The 16,986-nt window shown below is 41.7% G+C and carries 19 protein-coding genes and 1 pseudogene; all 20 read left to right on the plus strand.

The window, feature by feature from the left end:
• Positions 1 to 801: hypothetical protein (locus HT701_RS02795; protein ID WP_240152353.1), on the plus strand; the 801-nt coding region annotated here is incomplete at its 5' end.
• A gap of 311 nt (positions 802 to 1,112) precedes the next feature.
• Positions 1,113 to 1,571 carry a DUF4231 domain-containing protein gene (locus HT701_RS02800; RefSeq protein WP_031233612.1) on the plus strand — a complete coding sequence of 153 codons (459 nt, stop codon included), beginning with the start codon at positions 1,113 to 1,115 and terminating at the stop codon, positions 1,569 to 1,571.
• A gap of 12 nt (positions 1,572 to 1,583) precedes the next feature.
• A complete protein-coding gene (locus tag HT701_RS02805) occupies positions 1,584 to 2,192 on the plus strand; it encodes a hypothetical protein (RefSeq protein ID WP_138705847.1) in 609 nt (202 codons plus the stop codon).
• Positions 2,185 to 2,595, plus strand: a complete 411-nt coding sequence (locus HT701_RS02810; RefSeq protein WP_000595757.1) for a hypothetical protein — start codon at positions 2,185 to 2,187, stop codon at positions 2,593 to 2,595. Before HT701_RS02805 ends, HT701_RS02810 begins: the two co-directional genes overlap by 8 nt.
• 10 nt (positions 2,596 to 2,605) lie before the next feature.
• On the plus strand, positions 2,606 to 4,021 hold the full coding sequence (gene ply, locus HT701_RS02815; protein WP_119919749.1) for a cholesterol-dependent cytolysin pneumolysin: 1,416 nt from the start codon (positions 2,606 to 2,608) through the stop codon (positions 4,019 to 4,021).
• A 779-nt stretch (positions 4,022 to 4,800) separates the two neighbouring features.
• A complete protein-coding gene (locus HT701_RS02820) occupies positions 4,801 to 5,517 on the plus strand; it encodes a YebC/PmpR family DNA-binding transcriptional regulator (RefSeq protein ID WP_023933340.1) in 717 nt (238 codons plus the stop codon).
• A 176-nt stretch (positions 5,518 to 5,693) separates the two neighbouring features.
• Positions 5,694 to 6,164 (plus strand): MarR family winged helix-turn-helix transcriptional regulator, encoded by a 471-nt coding sequence (locus HT701_RS02825; protein WP_119919750.1) that lies wholly within the window; start codon positions 5,694 to 5,696, stop codon positions 6,162 to 6,164.
• Positions 6,139 to 7,908, plus strand: a complete 1,770-nt coding sequence (locus HT701_RS02830; RefSeq protein ID WP_138705846.1) for an ABC transporter ATP-binding protein — start codon at positions 6,139 to 6,141, stop codon at positions 7,906 to 7,908. Before HT701_RS02825 ends, HT701_RS02830 begins: the two co-directional genes overlap by 26 nt.
• On the plus strand, positions 7,898 to 9,658 hold the full coding sequence (locus HT701_RS02835; RefSeq protein WP_172931206.1) for an ABC transporter ATP-binding protein: 1,761 nt from the start codon (positions 7,898 to 7,900) through the stop codon (positions 9,656 to 9,658). The genes HT701_RS02830 and HT701_RS02835 overlap by 11 nt, the downstream gene beginning before the upstream one ends.
• A 95-nt stretch (positions 9,659 to 9,753) precedes the next feature.
• Positions 9,754 to 10,257, plus strand: coding sequence for a phosphatase PAP2 family protein (locus tag HT701_RS02840; RefSeq protein ID WP_166728265.1), 504 nt, complete (start codon positions 9,754 to 9,756; stop codon positions 10,255 to 10,257).
• A gap of 219 nt (positions 10,258 to 10,476) precedes the next feature.
• A complete protein-coding gene (locus HT701_RS02845; protein ID WP_000776601.1) occupies positions 10,477 to 10,923 on the plus strand; it encodes a LytTR family DNA-binding domain-containing protein in 447 nt (148 codons plus the stop codon).
• Positions 10,924 to 10,927: 4 nt separating this feature from the next.
• Positions 10,928 to 11,602 carry a hypothetical protein gene (locus HT701_RS02850; protein WP_119947260.1) on the plus strand — a complete coding sequence of 225 codons (675 nt, stop codon included), beginning with the start codon at positions 10,928 to 10,930 and terminating at the stop codon, positions 11,600 to 11,602.
• Between the two features lie 243 nt (positions 11,603 to 11,845).
• Positions 11,846 to 12,043: pseudogene (locus HT701_RS02855) on the plus strand (N-acetylmuramoyl-L-alanine amidase family protein); the annotation flags it as partial.
• A 204-nt stretch (positions 12,044 to 12,247) separates the two neighbouring features.
• Positions 12,248 to 12,547 carry a DUF4651 domain-containing protein gene (locus tag HT701_RS02860; RefSeq protein ID WP_023940339.1) on the plus strand — a complete coding sequence of 100 codons (300 nt, stop codon included), beginning with the start codon at positions 12,248 to 12,250 and terminating at the stop codon, positions 12,545 to 12,547.
• A complete protein-coding gene (locus HT701_RS02865) occupies positions 12,544 to 12,861 on the plus strand; it encodes a thioredoxin family protein (protein WP_119919755.1) in 318 nt (105 codons plus the stop codon). Before HT701_RS02860 ends, HT701_RS02865 begins: the two co-directional genes overlap by 4 nt.
• A gap of 14 nt (positions 12,862 to 12,875) precedes the next feature.
• Entirely contained in the window at positions 12,876 to 13,502 is a 627-nt protein-coding gene (gene ytpR, locus HT701_RS02870; protein WP_119919756.1) for a YtpR family tRNA-binding protein, read from the plus strand.
• A gap of 41 nt (positions 13,503 to 13,543) precedes the next feature.
• Positions 13,544 to 14,305, plus strand: a complete 762-nt coding sequence (locus tag HT701_RS02875; RefSeq protein WP_050261815.1) for an SDR family NAD(P)-dependent oxidoreductase — start codon at positions 13,544 to 13,546, stop codon at positions 14,303 to 14,305.
• 76 nt (positions 14,306 to 14,381) lie between these two features.
• Positions 14,382 to 14,777, plus strand: coding sequence for a single-stranded DNA-binding protein (locus HT701_RS02880; protein WP_000282467.1), 396 nt, complete (start codon positions 14,382 to 14,384; stop codon positions 14,775 to 14,777).
• Positions 14,778 to 14,932: 155 nt separating this feature from the next.
• Positions 14,933 to 15,217: a co-chaperone GroES gene (gene groES, locus HT701_RS02885; protein WP_081530038.1), complete on the plus strand. Its 285-nt coding sequence runs from the start codon at positions 14,933 to 14,935 to the stop codon at positions 15,215 to 15,217.
• 15 nt (positions 15,218 to 15,232) lie between these two features.
• Positions 15,233 to 16,855: a chaperonin GroEL gene (gene groL / locus HT701_RS02890; protein ID WP_023940332.1), complete on the plus strand. Its 1,623-nt coding sequence runs from the start codon at positions 15,233 to 15,235 to the stop codon at positions 16,853 to 16,855.
• Positions 16,856 to 16,986: the final 131 nt, after the last annotated feature.

Genomic DNA, 16,986 nt, shown 5'->3' on the forward strand with positions numbered 1-16,986 from the left:
GCAATTAGTGCAATCAATGATGATGGCGGTCAAGGCGATGCAAATAACCAAGATCAGCCTACTACTCCAAGCGCTCCAGCTCATTCAGGAGATTCGATGAATCAAGCTACTGGTCAATCTACTCAACAGAGAGAAACAGGAAATGCGACAGAAGCAGAGTCTTCACGAGGGCTATCTGGAAGTTCTGTGACACCAGCAGTCCGTAGCCGTAGAAGTGTAGCTTTCGCTGGAGGCGCTCAATCGAGTCAAGAGAAACAGGTTGATAAATCCGTCTTAAGAGATTTGATTCAAGACTTGGAAACTCGTTTGAAAGACTTGGATGGTATTGATCAATCTGTCATCGACGCTGCGAAGGTCATTCTCGGAGAGGGTCAAGAAGCCCTTAGAAATGCTGACTTGACAGAGGCAGGCTTGAAAGAGATGGCTGCCAAGATCAAAGAAGCACTCGAATCCTTGAAAGGCAAGCAAGCGACTAAGGATGAAGAAGAAACGAAAGAAATAAGGAAAGAGCAAGGTCATCTTCCATACGGTACGATGATTGGCAGCCTGCTAGCCCTTCTTGGTCTCCTTCTCTTCCTCATCGCGCGTCGTAAGAAAGAGTCAGAACTCAAGAAATTGACCAAGGAATTGACTAAGGTTCTGCAAGATGGCGACCTTACAAGTGTAGATGCGAAAGTCCTTGACCAAGCACGAGAAGCTCTCGCTCAAGCGGTTGCCTTCCTAGCCAAGGAGAAAGAGTCTGACCAAACAGAAGATGAGTTGGTTGAGAAACTCAAAGCTATTCTTGCTCAGTTAAGATAAGCAAAGTTTAGACGAGTTGGAAACTAGCTAGAATAGTGATTGAAAGAATGTTGGAAAAACTCAATTTGAGGTGAACATTCAGAAAATCTTTCTCTGATAAAACGCATAATATCAAGCTTTTTAAGGCAAGGTATTATGCGCTTTTATCATTTTGAAACTTTTTGTTCTATCTTATTTGTGATATTTTTCCCTTATTTCACAAATATTTCATATTTGGATTTTATAATAAGTTATAGTTCAGTTTTTACTATACTTTGATATTCAAATATGTTATACTATGATTATCAAAGTAAATGAAAGGAGTTACGAATATGACGCCAGAAGAAATGTACTTGACAGAGCGATTAGACGTACAGATAGCTCATTTTTTAAAGAAAAGCGTTCAACATCGTAGACGCTATAAGGTATTAAAAATAACAGAAATCGTGGCAGGTTTCCTCATAGCTGTCTTTTGTGCTATTCCTATGCCAGGTGATCGCTACCGTTTGATTTCGGTTGCCTTATCCAGTCTCGGCTTGCTGTGTGAGGGGATTCTCAATTTGTATAATGCCAAGGAACACTGGATTTCTTACCAAAAAACTGCGCAACTCCTGGAGAGAGAAAAATTCCTCTATCAATGTCAAACAGAGAAGTATGCAGGAAAAACCAAGGCTTTTGCCCTATTTGTCAAGACATGCGAAGGTCTTATCTCAGAGGAAATCAACCAGTGGGAAAGTATCCAGTCAAAAGAAGTGGCAGCTAGTGCAGATGCTCCAGAGAAAAAAGAATAGGAGGTGGAGGAAATGTATCAATCCAGCTACCTATTGCCCTTGCTCTGGTTGAAAAAAGAAGCCGACAAGGAAAAGATGAGTGCGACCCAGTGCCAGATATTTTTCTTTTACTATCAACTGTTTGAACTCTTATTTGCTAGAGAAAGCGACTTGAGAGACTTGTGTTTGGGAAGGCAAGGTTTTTATTTCTCGCAGTTAGAGAAAGATTTGCTTTCTGGAGTTTCCCACTTTCTAAAAAACTTGGAGGGTAAGGGGACTCTCAAGACTAACCAAGAAGTATCAGCTCGCAAAGCTCTTTTTCTAGCCTTGACAACTAGCCAGTCAGATTGGCAGGAGTTGGCTCCTGTTTTTGATTTTTATCAGACTATTGGGGGACTTGAACATCCTTCTCTCTTGAGTTCTCAGGACAGACAAGATCTGATGTGGATTTACCAGTCAGCTTTGGAGAAGGATTATAGTGTCAAGGTAATTGGCGACAAGCATTTTGTATTGAAGAGACAAGATGCTACTAAATTGACAGGGCGCCAAACTCAAACTTTGGAAATTCTGAGTCAATCAGAAGACTTGGTCAATCCTGTCTATGTTACATTAGGAGAAAAGGGGGTGCTCTTGCTTGATTAAGAGAGGAGATGTTGTGGCTCTTTATTTGCCTTTTCCGACTATTAGTAGCGATTTGGCTGTGAAGAATCATATGTATATCTGTATTGACAACAGCATGACTAAAAACAAAGAGTTGGTTAAAAATCAGACCTTCAAACCAGCTCTCTTGACCAGACGTTTGGTCAAGAACTTTATGATAGAAGAGCCGGATCTAGCTCGTAATCCTTTTACAAGACCAACCTTGATTGACTTAGATAAGGTATTTATGTTGGATAATACGGTCATTCCGACTTCTTATCTAGCCAGACGGCGACGCAATGTCTCAGAAGAATTATACGAGGAAATTTTGGATCACTTAGTCCAACCACGGCTGATTTCGCTGAACAAGTCTGAGTTTATGCAACTCAATCCAGGAACTTATTAGGAGGTAGAAGATGACAAATAAAGCAGTAAATGACTTTATACTAGCTATGGATTACGATAAAAAGAAACTCTTGACCCATCAGGGAGAAAGTATTGAAAATCGTTTCATCAAAGAGGGGAATCAGCTACCCGATGAGTTTGTTGTTATCGAAAGAAAGAAGCGGAGCTTGTCGACAAACACAAGTGATATTTCCGTGACGGCTACCAACGATAGTCGCCTCTATCCTGGAGCCCTTCTCGTAGTGGATGAGACCTTGTTAGAGAATAATCCCACTCTTCTTGCGGTCGATCGTGCTCCGATGACTTATAGTATTGATTTGCCTGGTTTGGCAAGTAGTGATAGCTTTCTCCAAGTGGAAGATCCCAGCAATTCAAGTGTTCGCGGAGTGGTAAACGATTTGTTGGCTAAGTGGCATCAAGACTATGGTCAGGTCAATAATGTCCCGGCTAGAATGCAGTATGAAAAAATCACGGCTCACAGCATGGAACAACTCAAGGTCAAGTTTGGTTCTGACTTTGAAAAGACAGGGAATTCTCTTGATATTGATTTTAACTCTGTCCATTCGGGCGAAAAGCAGATTCAGATTGTTAATTTTAAGCAGATCTATTATACAGTCAGCGTAGATGCTGTTAAAAATCCAGGAGATGTATTTCAAGATACTGTAACGGTAGAGGATTTGAGGCAGAGAGGAATTTCTGCAGAGCGTCCTTTGGTCTATATTTCGAGTGTTGCTTACGGACGTCAGGTCTATCTCAAGTTGGAGACTACGAGTAAGAGTGATGAAGTAGAGGCTGCTTTTGAAGCTTTGATAAAAGGAGTCAAGGTAGCTCCTCAGACAGAGTGGAAGCAGATTTTGGACAATACAGAAGTGAAGGCAGTTATTTTAGGGGGCGACCCAAGTTCGGGTGCCCGAGTTGTAACAGGCAAGGTGGATATGGTAGAGGACTTGATTCAAGAAGGCAGTCGCTTTACAGCAGATCACCCAGGCTTGCCGATTTCCTATACAACTTCTTTTTTACGGGACAATGTAGTTGCGACCTTTCAAAACAGTACAGACTATGTTGAGACTAAGGTGACAGCTTACAGAAACGGAGATTTACTCTTGGATCATAGTGGTGCCTATGTTGCCCAATATTACATTACTTGGGATGAATTATCCTATGATTATCAAGGTAAAGAAGTTTTGACTCCTAAGGCTTGGGACAGAAATGGCCAGGATTTGACGGCTCATTTTACCACTAGTATTCCTTTAAAAGGGAATGTTCGCAATCTCTCTGTCAAAATTAGAGAGTGTACCGGACTTGCCTGGGAATGGTGGCGTACGGTTTATGAAAAAACCGATTTGCCCCTAGTGCGCAAGCGGACGATTTCTATTTGGGGAACGACTCTTTATCCTCAGGTAGAGGATAAGGTAGAAAATGACTAGGAGAGAAGAATGCTTGCGACAAAAAGAGGCGATGATCTCTCTGCGAATATCTGAAAGTTTATCTCTTGCCTAGCGATTTTCCTTTGGACTAGGCTCGTGATGTTAAAATGAGTCTATCAAACAGTGGCTGTAAGAAAAAGTAAAAAGGGTAGTGAAACTCCTTGCTATACAGGGAATGAACTACCTTTTACTTGTTTTAGAAGTTCCGTTGTACTAGTCTAACTTCAGTATCATGTGAAATCAAAAAGAACATAAATTTCTGTTTCGGGAACATATAAATTACACTCTTCGAAAATCTCTTCAAACTACGTCAGCCCTATCTGCAACCTCAAAACAGTATTTTGAGCAACCTGCGGCTAGCTTTCGAGTTTGCTCTTTGATTTTCATTGAGTAATAGATGTTTGGTGAGAAACTCTTCTATTGATTTCTTAGAATACAATAGTGCCTATAAGAACTGTTGAATTTCAAAGTATTTACTTGAACTATCATATATTTGGAGTAGACTGTCAACAAAAGGTGCAGTATAATGGTTTTTGTCGCTTATATCTACAAACTCTAAACAGTAGTTTGAGCGGACTTTGTCAAACTTGGCTGAAACTTTCTATTTGCAGATATGGTCTAGTTTGTTTTTTGAATGTTGATAAGGATAGAAAGGCAATCTTGGTAACCAAAGTGCAATCCTAGCTGTATTTGCTAATAAAATCCATTTCCTCTAGTGAAAATCGAAAAAACTTGTGTTATAATAAGAAAGATTAAAATGTGAAAAAAGGAGATTCTTAATGGGACGTAAATGGGCCAATATCGTAGCCAAGAAAACGGCTAAAGATGGAGCTAACTCTAAAGTATATGCAAAATTTGGTGTAGAAATCTATGTAGCAGCAAAAAAAGGTGATCCAGATCCAGAATCAAACTCAGCCTTGAAATTCGTTATCGACCGTGCTAAACAAGCCCAAGTGCCAAAACACGTTATCGATAAAGCGATTGATAAAGCAAAAGGAAACACAGATGAAACCTTTACAGAAGGACGTTACGAAGGTTTTGGACCAAACGGTTCTATGTTGATCGTTGATACCTTGACTTCTAACGTTAACCGTACAGCGGCTAATGTCCGTGCAGCCTTTGGTAAAAACGGCGGAAACATGGGTGCTTCAGGTTCGGTTTCTTATCTTTTCGACAACAAGGGTGTTATCGTATTTGCAGGAGAAGATGCCGATGCAGTCTTTGAACAATTGCTAGAAGCAGATGTGGATGTGGACGATGTAGAAGCACAAGAAGGTACAATCACAGTTTACACAGCGCCAACTGACCTTCACAAGGCTATCGTTGCCCTCCGTGAGTCTGGTATTGAAGAATTCCAAGTGACTGAATTGGAAATGATTCCTCAGTCAGAAGTGGAATTGTCAGGCGAAGACCTTGAAACCTTTGAAAAACTTTACAGCGTTCTTGAAGACGACGAAGACGTCCAAAAGATTTATACGAACGTAGATGGGTTTTAATTTAACCTATAGAACATGATCCTAAGTGAGAAAATCACTTGGGATTTTTTGAATCAAGAAAATAGTTCTCTAGGAAACTTTTTCTTGACATCTCTTTTCAAAGTGGTAAAATAGTTCTCATGAAAACTTATTTAGTTCCTAGGAGAACTAAATGTGATAGTTAGAAAGGAGTTAGTATGGATAAACCGATGTTAGTCTTTAAGCGTTTTGGTCATCAGATTCACCTGATGGTGCAAAAGGAAGCCAAACGTTGTGGTATTGAATTTATGGGTGGGCCTCAAGGTCAGGTTGTGCGTTTTTTGGATAATCGTGAGAAAAACCAAGACTTGGTCTTGATTAAAGATATCGAGCAGGAACTCAATATTACCAAGTCTGTTGCTAGTAATTTGGTCAAGCGTATGGTGCAAAATGGTTTGGTGGAATTGGAGGCGAGTCCTAGCGATAAGCGGGCTAAATTTGTTCGTCTGACGGACAAAGCACGTTCTCAGATGCAACAGGTTAAGGCTTTTTTTGAACGAATAGACAAGCAGTTGATGGAAGACATTGATGAAGATGAATTACTGATTTTTGAGAAAGTCCTGGCTCAACTACAGGAAAATATCAAGGGAATAGGAGGAGAGAATGAAGAAATTAGCCAAACGAATTAGTAGAAAAGAATGGGGGATGATTTTACTTGCTATTCTCTTTACTTGCTTTTCGGTCTATCTAGAGTTGGAAGTGCCGACCTATATCTCGAAAATTACGGATTTGCTAGGTAGTCAAGGAACTAATTTAGATGAGTTGTGGCAGCCGGCAAGCATGATGGTGGGAATGTCCTTTCTTGCCTTCTTGTCCGTAGTTGCAGTTGGATTTTTTGCATCCCGAGTGGCGGCTTCTTATACTAGTAGGCTGAGAAGTGATATTTTTAACCGAGTTTTGGATTACTCGCAGACAGAGATTAAGAAATTCTCTATTCCTAGCCTCTTGACGCGTACCACCAATGACATTACTCAAGTTCAGATGTTGATTACCATGGGCTTGCAAGTGGTAACACGTGGTCCAATTATGGCTATCTGGGCTATCGGGAAGATTTTAGGACATTCAGAATACTGGCTCTGGGCCGTACTTGTGGCAGTGATTGTCAATGTTTTGATGACGACAGTTTTGATGACGCTGGCCTTTCCAAAACAGTCCTTGATTCAGGGGCTGACAGATAAACTGAACAGTATCACTCGGGAAAGTTTAACAGGTATTCGTGTCGTTCGTGCCTACAATGCTGAAGAATACCAAAATGAAAAATTTGCAGCAGCAAACGATGAATTGACACGCTTGAATTTGTTTGTCAACCGTCTTATGGCTATTTTGAACCCTATCATGATGGGGATTTCAAGTGGTTTGAGTGTGGCGATTTACTGGATTGGGGCCTATGTGATTAACGACGCTGCTCCGATAGTGCGTCTGCCTCTCTTTAGTGACATGATTGTTTTCATGTCTTATGCCATGCAGGTTGTCATGGGCTTCCTTCTCATGGGAGCACTCTTCATCGTTCTTCCCCGAACTATGGTCTCTGCTAAGCGGATTAATCAGGTTTTAGATTTGCATTCGTCTATCCAAAACCCTGGTCAAGTGCAGCTGGCTGATGAAAACCTCAAAGGTCAGGTCGAATTTAAGGATGTGACCTTCCGCTATGCGGCAAATTCGGAGGCGGTTATCGAGCATGTTAGCTTTAGAGCAGAAGCTGGTCAAACAGTGGCCTTTATTGGGTCAACAGGTTCTGGTAAATCAACTCTGGTCAATCTGATTCCACGATTCTACGATGTGTCAGCAGGAGAGATTCTGGTGGACGGTGTCAATGTTCAAGACTATGCCTTAGAAGATTTGCGCAACAAGGTTGGTTATATTCCTCAGAAAGCGGTTCTCTTTTCAGGGGATGCCAAGGGCAATCTAGACTTTGGACAGAGTCAAGAAACACCGCTTAGTGAGCAGGCTATGTGGCAAGCTTTGGAATTGGCCCAGTCTAAGAACTTTATCGAAGATAAGGAAGCGGGCTTAGCGTCAGAAGTGGCCCAAGGAGGAATCAACTTCTCAGGTGGTCAAAGACAGCGTCTGGCCATTGCGCGTGCCTTAGCTCGGAAGCCAGAAATCCTCATCTTTGATGACTCCTTCTCAGCCTTGGACTACAAGACAGATCGAGTCCTACGCCAAGAGCTAGCAGAGAAAACCAAGTCTATGACCAAACTCATCGTCGCACAGCGTATTTCAACGATTATGGATGCAGATTTGATTTTGGTCTTGGATCAAGGGAAAGTCGTGGGGCAAGGCACCCACAGGGAACTTCTAGCTAATAACGAAGTTTACCAAGAAATTGCCTATTCACAACTATCGAAGGAGGAATTGGAACATGGAAAATAAGAAAATGTCTCTTTGGAAACAGAGCAAACCCTATCTTGCAGGCCTCCAGTTTGCCCTTCTAATCGCCTTTCTAGCAACAATCCTATCCAATATCATTACCGTATATGGTCCAACCCGTATTAAGGAAATGACCAATATCATTGCCAGTGGTCTGGGAACCAGTGTAGATGTCGCGGCGGTTGCAACTATTGGTGGTTTTTTGGCCGTGATTTATGTGATCGGACTTCTATCAAATTATTTACAGGCCTTTCTGTTTACAACAGCTATTCAACGTTTTTCAGAGCGTTTGAGAAGAGCCATTGCAGAGAAAATTAATCGCCTACCATTGAGATATTTTGATGGACACTCTCAAGGGGATACTTTGTCTCGTGTAACCAATGACGTTGACACTGCAGCCCAGTCCCTTAATCAAAGTCTGGGAACAGTTCTTTCATCTAGTTTATTGGTTTTAGCAGTCTTGGTAACCATGTTTGGGATGAACTGGATTTTAGCCTTGGTGACGGTTGTTTCAACCTTTATTGGTTTTACTTTCGTGTCTGTCTTTATGGGCAAATCCCAGGGCTTCTTTAAGAGTCAGCAACAAGATTTGGCAGCTGTCAATGGCTATGTGGAGGAAATGTACTCTGGCCATAATGTGGTGACCAGTTACAATGCCATCGAGAGTACGAAAGAAGAGTTTGCGACATTAAACAATCGTCTGTATGATAGTATCTGGAAATCTCAGTTTATTTCAGGGATTATGATGCCGATTATGATGTTTATTGGGAACTTTAGCTATGCCTTGGTGATTATCGTTGGTGCAGCCTTGGCCTTAAATGGGCACATCAGTATCGGGATTATCGTTGCCTTTATGGCCTACGTTCGTATCTTTTCTCAGCCTCTTTCACAAATCGCCCAAGGGATTACCAGTCTTCAGCAGGCTAGTGCAGCCATGGGACGTGTCTTCGAATTCCTAGCTGAAGAGGAAATGGAAGACGAATCCCATAAAGAAAGACAATTGAGCGATATGAAAGGTCAAGTAGTCTTTGATCGAGTTTCCTTTGGTTATACACCAGAGCGAACCATTATCCATGACTTTTCTGCGACAGCTCATGCAGGTCAAAAGGTTGCCATTGTCGGACCGACTGGAGCTGGGAAGACAACCATTGTCAATCTTTTGATGAAGTTCTATGAGATTGATAAGGGAAGTATCCGTATCGATGGTGTAGATACCAAAGAGATGAAGCGTTCGGAAGTACACGATTCCTTTTCAATGGTCTTGCAGGATACTTGGCTCTTTGAAGGAACCATTCGCGACAATCTTATCTATAACCAAAAGGGGATTAGTGATGAGCGCGTGATTGAAGCCAGCAAGGCTGTAGGGATTCACCACTTTATTATGACCCTACCAGATGGTTACGATACCGTCTTGGATGATACAGTGACCTTGTCTGTCGGACAAAAACAACTCTTGACCATTGCTCGTGCTTTGCTGAAAGATGCGCCACTCTTGATTTTGGATGAGGCGACCTCTTCTGTTGATACTCGGACGGAGGAATTGATTCAGAAAGCTATGGACCGTTTGATGGAGGGCAGAACTTCCTTTGTCATCGCCCACCGCTTATCAACCATCCGTAATGCTGATCTGATTCTGGTCATGAAGGATGGCAATATCATCGAGCAAGGAAATCATGATGATCTAATGGCGCAAGCTGGTTTCTACGCTGACCTCTACAACAGTCAATTTACAGAAGACGAAGCAGAAGAATAAATCGAAAGAAGGCTTGACGGCCTTCTTTTTCTGCACTATACTAGAAGACAAGTGCTTCCCTGCAAGTAAAATTTGAGTAAGCGATGAGAAAATATATGAAAATTTATCAAGAATGGTATGACCACATGGCTGCTAACATTAAAAATAAGCCCTTTCTTCTGAGATTGTTAAGAGCTTTCAATCGGTTCATGACGGTAGTTATGCCTATGATTTATCTGACCTTGTTAGCAACTATCTATCTCCAAGAAGGACTTGGAAAACAGGTCTTGATTTATGTGTTTGTCCCTGCATCAGGTTTTGTGATTTTGTCCTTTCTTCGTAAGAAAATCAATTCCCCTAGGCCTTATGAGGAATGGGATATTAAACCCTTGCTTGACAGAGATAGTCCTGGTCAGTCTATGCCCAGTCGTCATGTCTTTTCAGCAACTATCATCTCCATGGCCTGTCTGCATGCTAGTCTACCTATTGGCTTAGTATGCTTGATCTTTTCAGCTTTGCTGGGGTTGGTGAGGGTTTTAGGGGGTGTACATTATCCCAAGGATGTAGTAGTTGGTTATATTTGTGGTCTTGCGTGGGGTGTGCTTTTCTTTCTATTTTGACCTGTAAGTTAATACTCAATGAAAATCAAAGAGCAAACTAGGAAGCTAGCCGCAAGCTGTACTTGAGTACGGTAAGGCGACGCTGACGTGGTTTGAATTTGATTTTCGAAGAGTATAAGGCGGTCCTAGAACCACTTACGTGCCTAAAGTAACCACTTACTTTTTTGCTCTTGTTTTCTTATTTTGGCTTTGATATAGTAGAGTCAGAAAGGAGATGGAATGAAGTTACGAATCGAAATTGACAGTAATTTAGAGGAAACTGAAATTATCATAAAGGCGGCAGCCCTGACAGATGAGATTGCGGATTTGCAACGTCTCTTGCAAGAGTCCAAGTCTCCTCGGTTGATTTTTTACAAGGGGACGGGTGAGTACTACTTAGACTTGTCAGAAATTCTCTTTTTTGAGACAGAAGGGAGCAAGATTTATGCCCATACTCAGAAAGATGCCTACGAGGTTCGGCTTAAACTCTATGAGTTAGAGGCTATCCTGCCCCGTTATTTCAGTCGAGTATCCAAGTCAACTATCGCTAATATCCGTCAGGTTTACTCGGTGGACAAGTCCTTTTCAGGAACGGGCACTATTTCCTTTTATCAGACCCACAAGGAGGTTCATGTCTCACGGCATTACCAATCCCTCCTAAAAGAAAATCTAAGAAACATGAGGTAATAAGATGAAAAAGAAAGCATTTGGTATTGTGTTACTTGTACTAGCAGCTTTAATATTAGTACAAGGAAATTTTGGAATCCCTTCTCTAGGAGGGCACATTTGGCCCTTGATTGGTATTGCTTTTTTTGCCTACCAATCAGTTGGAGCTTTGTTGCGTCGCCACTTAACTTCAGCCTCTTTTACAGTTCTAGTAGCCTTAATGATTGCTAATCATTTTTATGACATCTTACCTATTCCAAATCAGTCATTGTTCTGGGCTAGTATTTTGATTGTAATGGGTGTCAGCGTACTCACTCATTCTAACAGAACTTGGAATGGGAAAAAATGGTGGTATGATGGTGAAAAAAACATTCTTGTAGATAAGGAAGTTGCTTTTGGGACTGGGACTTTCTACAAGCAAAACCAAGAATTGGTAGAAGACCAAGTAGAAGTTGGTTTTGGCAATGCCAAGATATATTATGACAATGCAGAGATTTTAGGAGATACCGCAACCCTGAAGGTGGAAGTTGGTTTTGGCAATGCAGTTATCTATGTTCCCCAACATTGGAGAGTTGATTTGAAGGTGGAAACTTTCTGTGGTGTAGCCAAGGCAGATGCCCCTCTAGCCCCAACCAGCAAAACCTTGATTATCCGTGGGGATGTGGCTTTTGGAAAGTTGGAGGTTGTCTACGTTAAATAAAAAAATCTTCACTTAAATCATCAAAATAGGCGTACTAAGAGTAGGAAATTGATGCCTTGCTCTGATTTCAGTTCTATGGTTGTTAGACTTTAAAAAATGAAATGTTGCCTTTAAAAGTTGTATATTTTTCGATATTTTGGCTCTTACGTTTGATGTATCTATGTCCTACAGCGTGGATGATGTAGTGTCAAATGTTTTTAAAAAAATGAATGATATTGGACAGTTTTTTGAACCTTTAATTGCTCAGGAGCCATGAAAGCAAGCGCTTGGGTTTATGACAAGGGAGACTGGTATTATGTAAGTTCTTCTGGTGCCATGCTAGCGAATGATTGGGTCAAAGATAATGGCAAGTGGTATTATCTGGCTTCATCAGGTAAGATGCTTCGCAATACCTACACACCTGATGGTTACTACGTTGGCAACTCAGGTGCCTGGCAATAAGCATAATACTCTTCGAAAATTTCTTCAAACCACGTCAGCTTTATCCACAACCTCAAAGAAGTGCTTTGAGCAACCTGCGGCTAGCTTCCTAGTTTACTCTTTGATTTTCATTGAGTATAAGAAGTCCTTTTCCTTTAAGGAAGAGGCTTTTTACTTGCTTTTCTGCTGCTTCCTCATTTGTCCTAAAGCCTTTTTTGTGTTAAAATGAATGGTATGAAAGCTAAAAAAATGTGGATGGCAGGTCTGGCTCTGTTTGGTATTGGGAGCCTTGCCCTTGCTACGAAAAAAGTTGCAGATGACCGTAAGCTCATGAAGACTCAGGAAGAGTTGACAGCGATTGTACGAGACCATTTTTCCGACATGGGGGAAATTGCGACCCTCTATGTTCAAGTTTATGAAAGCAGTCTAGAGAGCTTGGTTGGTGGCGTCATTTTTGAGGATGGCCGTCATTATACCTTTGTCTATGAAAATGAAGACCTAGTCTATGAGGAGGAAGTCTTATGATACAACCAGCAAGTTTAGAAGAATTAGCATTTTTAGTAGAAAAAGATGGCAAGAAGGTCTTTCTTTTTGTAGCAGACTGGTGTGGCGATTGTCGTTACATCTATCCTGCCTTGCCAGAAATTGAGGAGACCAATCCAGAGTTTACCTTTATTCGAGTGGACCGAGACCAGTATATGGATTTGGCCAAACTATGGGATGTATATGGAATCCCTAGCCTTGTTGTTCTAGAGAAGGACAAGGAAATTGGTCGTTTTGTTAATCGCGACCGTAAAAGCAAGCAACAAATTAACGACTTTTTAGCAGGACTGAAATAGGAGAAAAGGAAACAATGATTTTTACATATAATAAAGAACATGTCGGTGATGTCCTTATGGTCATCGTGAAAAATAGCGGAGATGCCAAACTGGATGTGGAGCGCAAAGGCAGGGTAGCCCGTGTTTTTCTCAAAGAAACTGGGGAAACAGTGGCTTGGAATATTTTTGAAGTTTCAAGTTTGTTTGAAATTGCAGAGCGCGGTCAAGTCTTTTTAACAGATGAGCAAGTGGCTCGTTTGAACCAAGAATTGCAGGCAGAAGGCTTTACAGAGGAAATTGTTAATGACAAGGAATCTAAGTTTGTTGTTGGTGAAATTGTCGAGATGGTAGCTCATCCAGATAGTGACCACCTCAACATCTGCCAAGTTGCAGTCGCAAGTGACAAGACAGTGCAAATTGTTGCTGGAGCTCCCAATGCGCGTGTTGGGTTGAAAACCATTGTAGCTCTTCCAGGAGCTATGATGCCCAAAGGCAATCTTATTTTCCCAGGCGAACTTCGTGGTGAAAAGAGTTTTGGAATGATGTGCAGTCCTCGTGAATTGAATCTGCCAAATGCTCCACAAAAACGTGGTATTATTGAATTATCAGAAGACCAAGTTGTCGGAACACCATTCGACCCAGCTAAACACTGGACTGCCTAAGAAGTTGTTAATATCTGATAGACCAGATAGAAGGAAATAAGATGGCAAAAAATGTAGTGATTACAGGAGCGACATCAGGTATTGGTGAAGCAATTGCGCGTGCTTATCTGGAGCAGGGTGAGAATGTCGTTCTAACTGGACGACGGACAGACAGATTAGAAACTCTTAAGTCGGAGTTTGCAGCAATCTATCCAAATCAAACAGTTTGGACTTTTTCACTAGATGTGACGGATATGGCCATGGTCAAGACTGTCTGCTCCGATATTCTAGAAACGATAGGTCAGATTGATATATTGGTCAATAACGCTGGACTAGCTCTTGGCTTGGCACCCTATCAGGACTATGAAGAGTTGGATATGTTGACCATGCTGGATACCAATGTCAAAGGTTTAATGGCAGTCACTCGCTCTTTCTTGCCAGCAATGGTAAAAGCCAATCAAGGACATATCATCAATATGGGGTCAACCGCAGGAATTTATGCCTATGCTGGTGCCGCTGTTTACTCAGCTACCAAGGCTGCGGTTAAGACCTTTTCGGATGGACTGCGAATTGATACCATCGCAACGGATATCAAGGTGACGACCATTCAGCCTGGAATTGTTGAAACAGATTTTTCTACAGTGCGTTTTCACGGTGATAAAGAACGAGCTGCGACGGTTTATCAGGGAATCGAAGCCTTGCAGGCACCAGACATCGCAGACACAGTAGTCTATGTGACCAGTCAACCTCGTCGTGTTCAGATTACAGATATGACCATCATGGCCAATCAACAAGCGACAGGTTTCATGGTTCATAAAAACTAAAAAATTTTCTCGAAAAGTTACAAATTTCTGTAACTTTTTTTGATTTCCTACGAATAGATAAGTAGGAGGAAAAAATATGTATAATAAAGTTATCATGATTGGACGTTTAACGTCTACACCTGAATTGCACAAAACCAACAATGACAAGTCAGTAGCGCGAGCAACTATCGCTGTGAACCGTCGTTACAAAGACCAAAACGGGGAACGTGAAGCTGATTTTGTTAATATGGTTCTATGGGGCAGACTAGCAGAAACCTTGGCAAGCTATGCAACCAAAGGTAGTCTTATTTCTGTGGATGGAGAATTGCGTACCCGTCGCTTTGAGAAAAATGGTCAGATGAATTATGTAACCGAAGTCCTTGTGACAGGATTCCAACTCTTGGAAAGTCGTGCCCAACGTGCCATGCGTGAAAATAATGCAGGCCAAGATTTGGCAGATTTGGTCTTGGAAGAGGAAGAATTGCCATTTTAAGAATTAAAAAGTCTGAGTTGGTCTCAGGCTTTTTATCTTGAGAAAGTCAGACTTTTTTCTTGACTATTTCTGACCAAGTGATACAATAGAACTATGAATTAGCACTCAAGTTCAAAGAGTGCTAATAATATCTATCTCATTATGGAGGAAATCAGATGTTGAAACCATTAGGGGACCGTGTGGTCTTAAAAATAGAAGAAAAAGAACAAACCGTTGGGGGCTTTGTCCTTGCAGGCTCAGCCCAAGAAAAAACCAAAACAGCTCAAGTTGTGGCTACTGGACAAGGTGTTCGTACCTTGAACGGTAACTTGGTTGCTCCAAGTGTTAAAACTGGAGACCGTGTCTTAGTTGAAGCCCACGCAGGTCTTGATGTCAAAGATGGCGATGAAAAGTACATCATCGTAGGCGAAGCTAACATCTTGGCAATCATTGAAGAATAGAAGGAGAAAGTAAGTATGTCAAAAGAAATTAAATTTTCATCAGATGCCCGTTCAGCTATGGTCCGTGGTGTCGATATCCTTGCAGATACTGTTAAAGTAACTTTGGGACCAAAAGGTCGCAATGTCGTTCTTGAAAAATCATTTGGCTCACCATTGATTACCAATGACGGTGTGACCATTGCCAAAGAAATTGAATTGGAAGACCATTTTGAAAATATGGGTGCTAAGTTAGTATCAGAAGTAGCTTCAAAAACCAATGATATCGCAGGTGATGGAACTACAACTGCAACTGTTTTGACCCAAGCAATCGTCCGTGAAGGAATCAAAAACGTCACAGCAGGTGCCAATCCAATCGGTATTCGTCGTGGGATTGAAACAGCAGTTGCCGCAGCAGTTGAAGCTTTGAAAAACAACGCCATCCCTGTTGCCAATAAAGAAGCTATCGCTCAAGTTGCAGCCGTATCTTCTCGTTCTGAAAAAGTTGGTGAGTACATCTCTGAAGCAATGGAAAAAGTTGGCAAAGACGGTGTCATCACCATCGAAGAGTCACGTGGTATGGAAACAGAGCTTGAAGTCGTAGAAGGAATGCAGTTTGACCGTGGTTACCTTTCACAGTACATGGTGACTGATAGCGAAAAAATGGTGGCTGACCTTGAAAATCCGTACATTTTGATTACAGACAAGAAAATTTCCAATATCCAAGAAATCTTGCCACTTTTGGAAAGCATTCTCCAAAGCAATCGTCCCCTCTTGATTATTGCGGATGATGTGGATGGCGAGGCTCTTCCAACTCTTGTTTTGAACAAGATTCGTGGAACCTTCAACGTAGTAGCAGTCAAGGCACCTGGTTTTGGTGACCGTCGCAAAGCCATGCTTGAAGATATTGCCATCTTAACAGGCGGAACAGTTATCACAGAAGACCTTGGTCTTGAGTTGAAAGATGCGACGATTGAAGCACTTGGTCAAGCAGCGAGAGTAACTGTGGACAAAGATAGCACTGTTATCGTAGAAGGTGCTGGAAATCCTGAAGCGATTTCTCACCGTATTGCAGTTATCAAGTCTCAAATCGAAACCACAACTTCTGAGTTTGACCGTGAAAAATTACAAGAACGCTTGGCGAAATTGTCAGGTGGTGTAGCGGTTATTAAGGTCGGCGCTGCAACTGAAACTGAGTTGAAAGAAATGAAACTCCGCATTGAAGATGCCCTCAACGCTACTCGTGCAGCTGTTGAAGAAGGAATCGTTGCAGGTGGTGGAACAGCCCTTGTAAATGTTATCCCAGCCGTGGCTGATTTGGAATTGACAGGAGACGAAGCAACAGGACGCAATATTGTTCTCCGTGCTTTGGAAGAACCTGTTCGTCAAATCGCCCACAATGCAGGATTTGAAGGTTCAATCGTTATCGATCGTTTGAAAAATGCTGAAGTTGGTACAGGCTTCAACGCAGCAACTGGCGAGTGGGTCAACATGATTGAAGAGGGAATCATCGACCCAGTTAAAGTGAGCCGTTCAGCTCTTCAAAATGCAGCATCTGTAGCCAGCTTGATTTTGACTACGGAAGCAGTTGTAGCCAATAAACCAGAACCAGTAGCTCCGGCTCCGACAATGGATCCAAGCATGATGGGCGGCATGATGTAAGCTTTCTATAGAAAACAACTTATAAAAAACACAAAAGGAGGGAATGCCTACCCCTCCTTTTTATGCTATTCACTTCTAAATTGATTTGAGCTCTCCTAATTTATATGATAAAATAATACTATCCTAAAATC

Origin of the sequence: Streptococcus sp. 10824, from assembly GCF_013276595.1 — a bacterium.
Lineage (GTDB): Bacteria > Bacillota > Bacilli > Lactobacillales > Streptococcaceae > Streptococcus > Streptococcus pseudopneumoniae.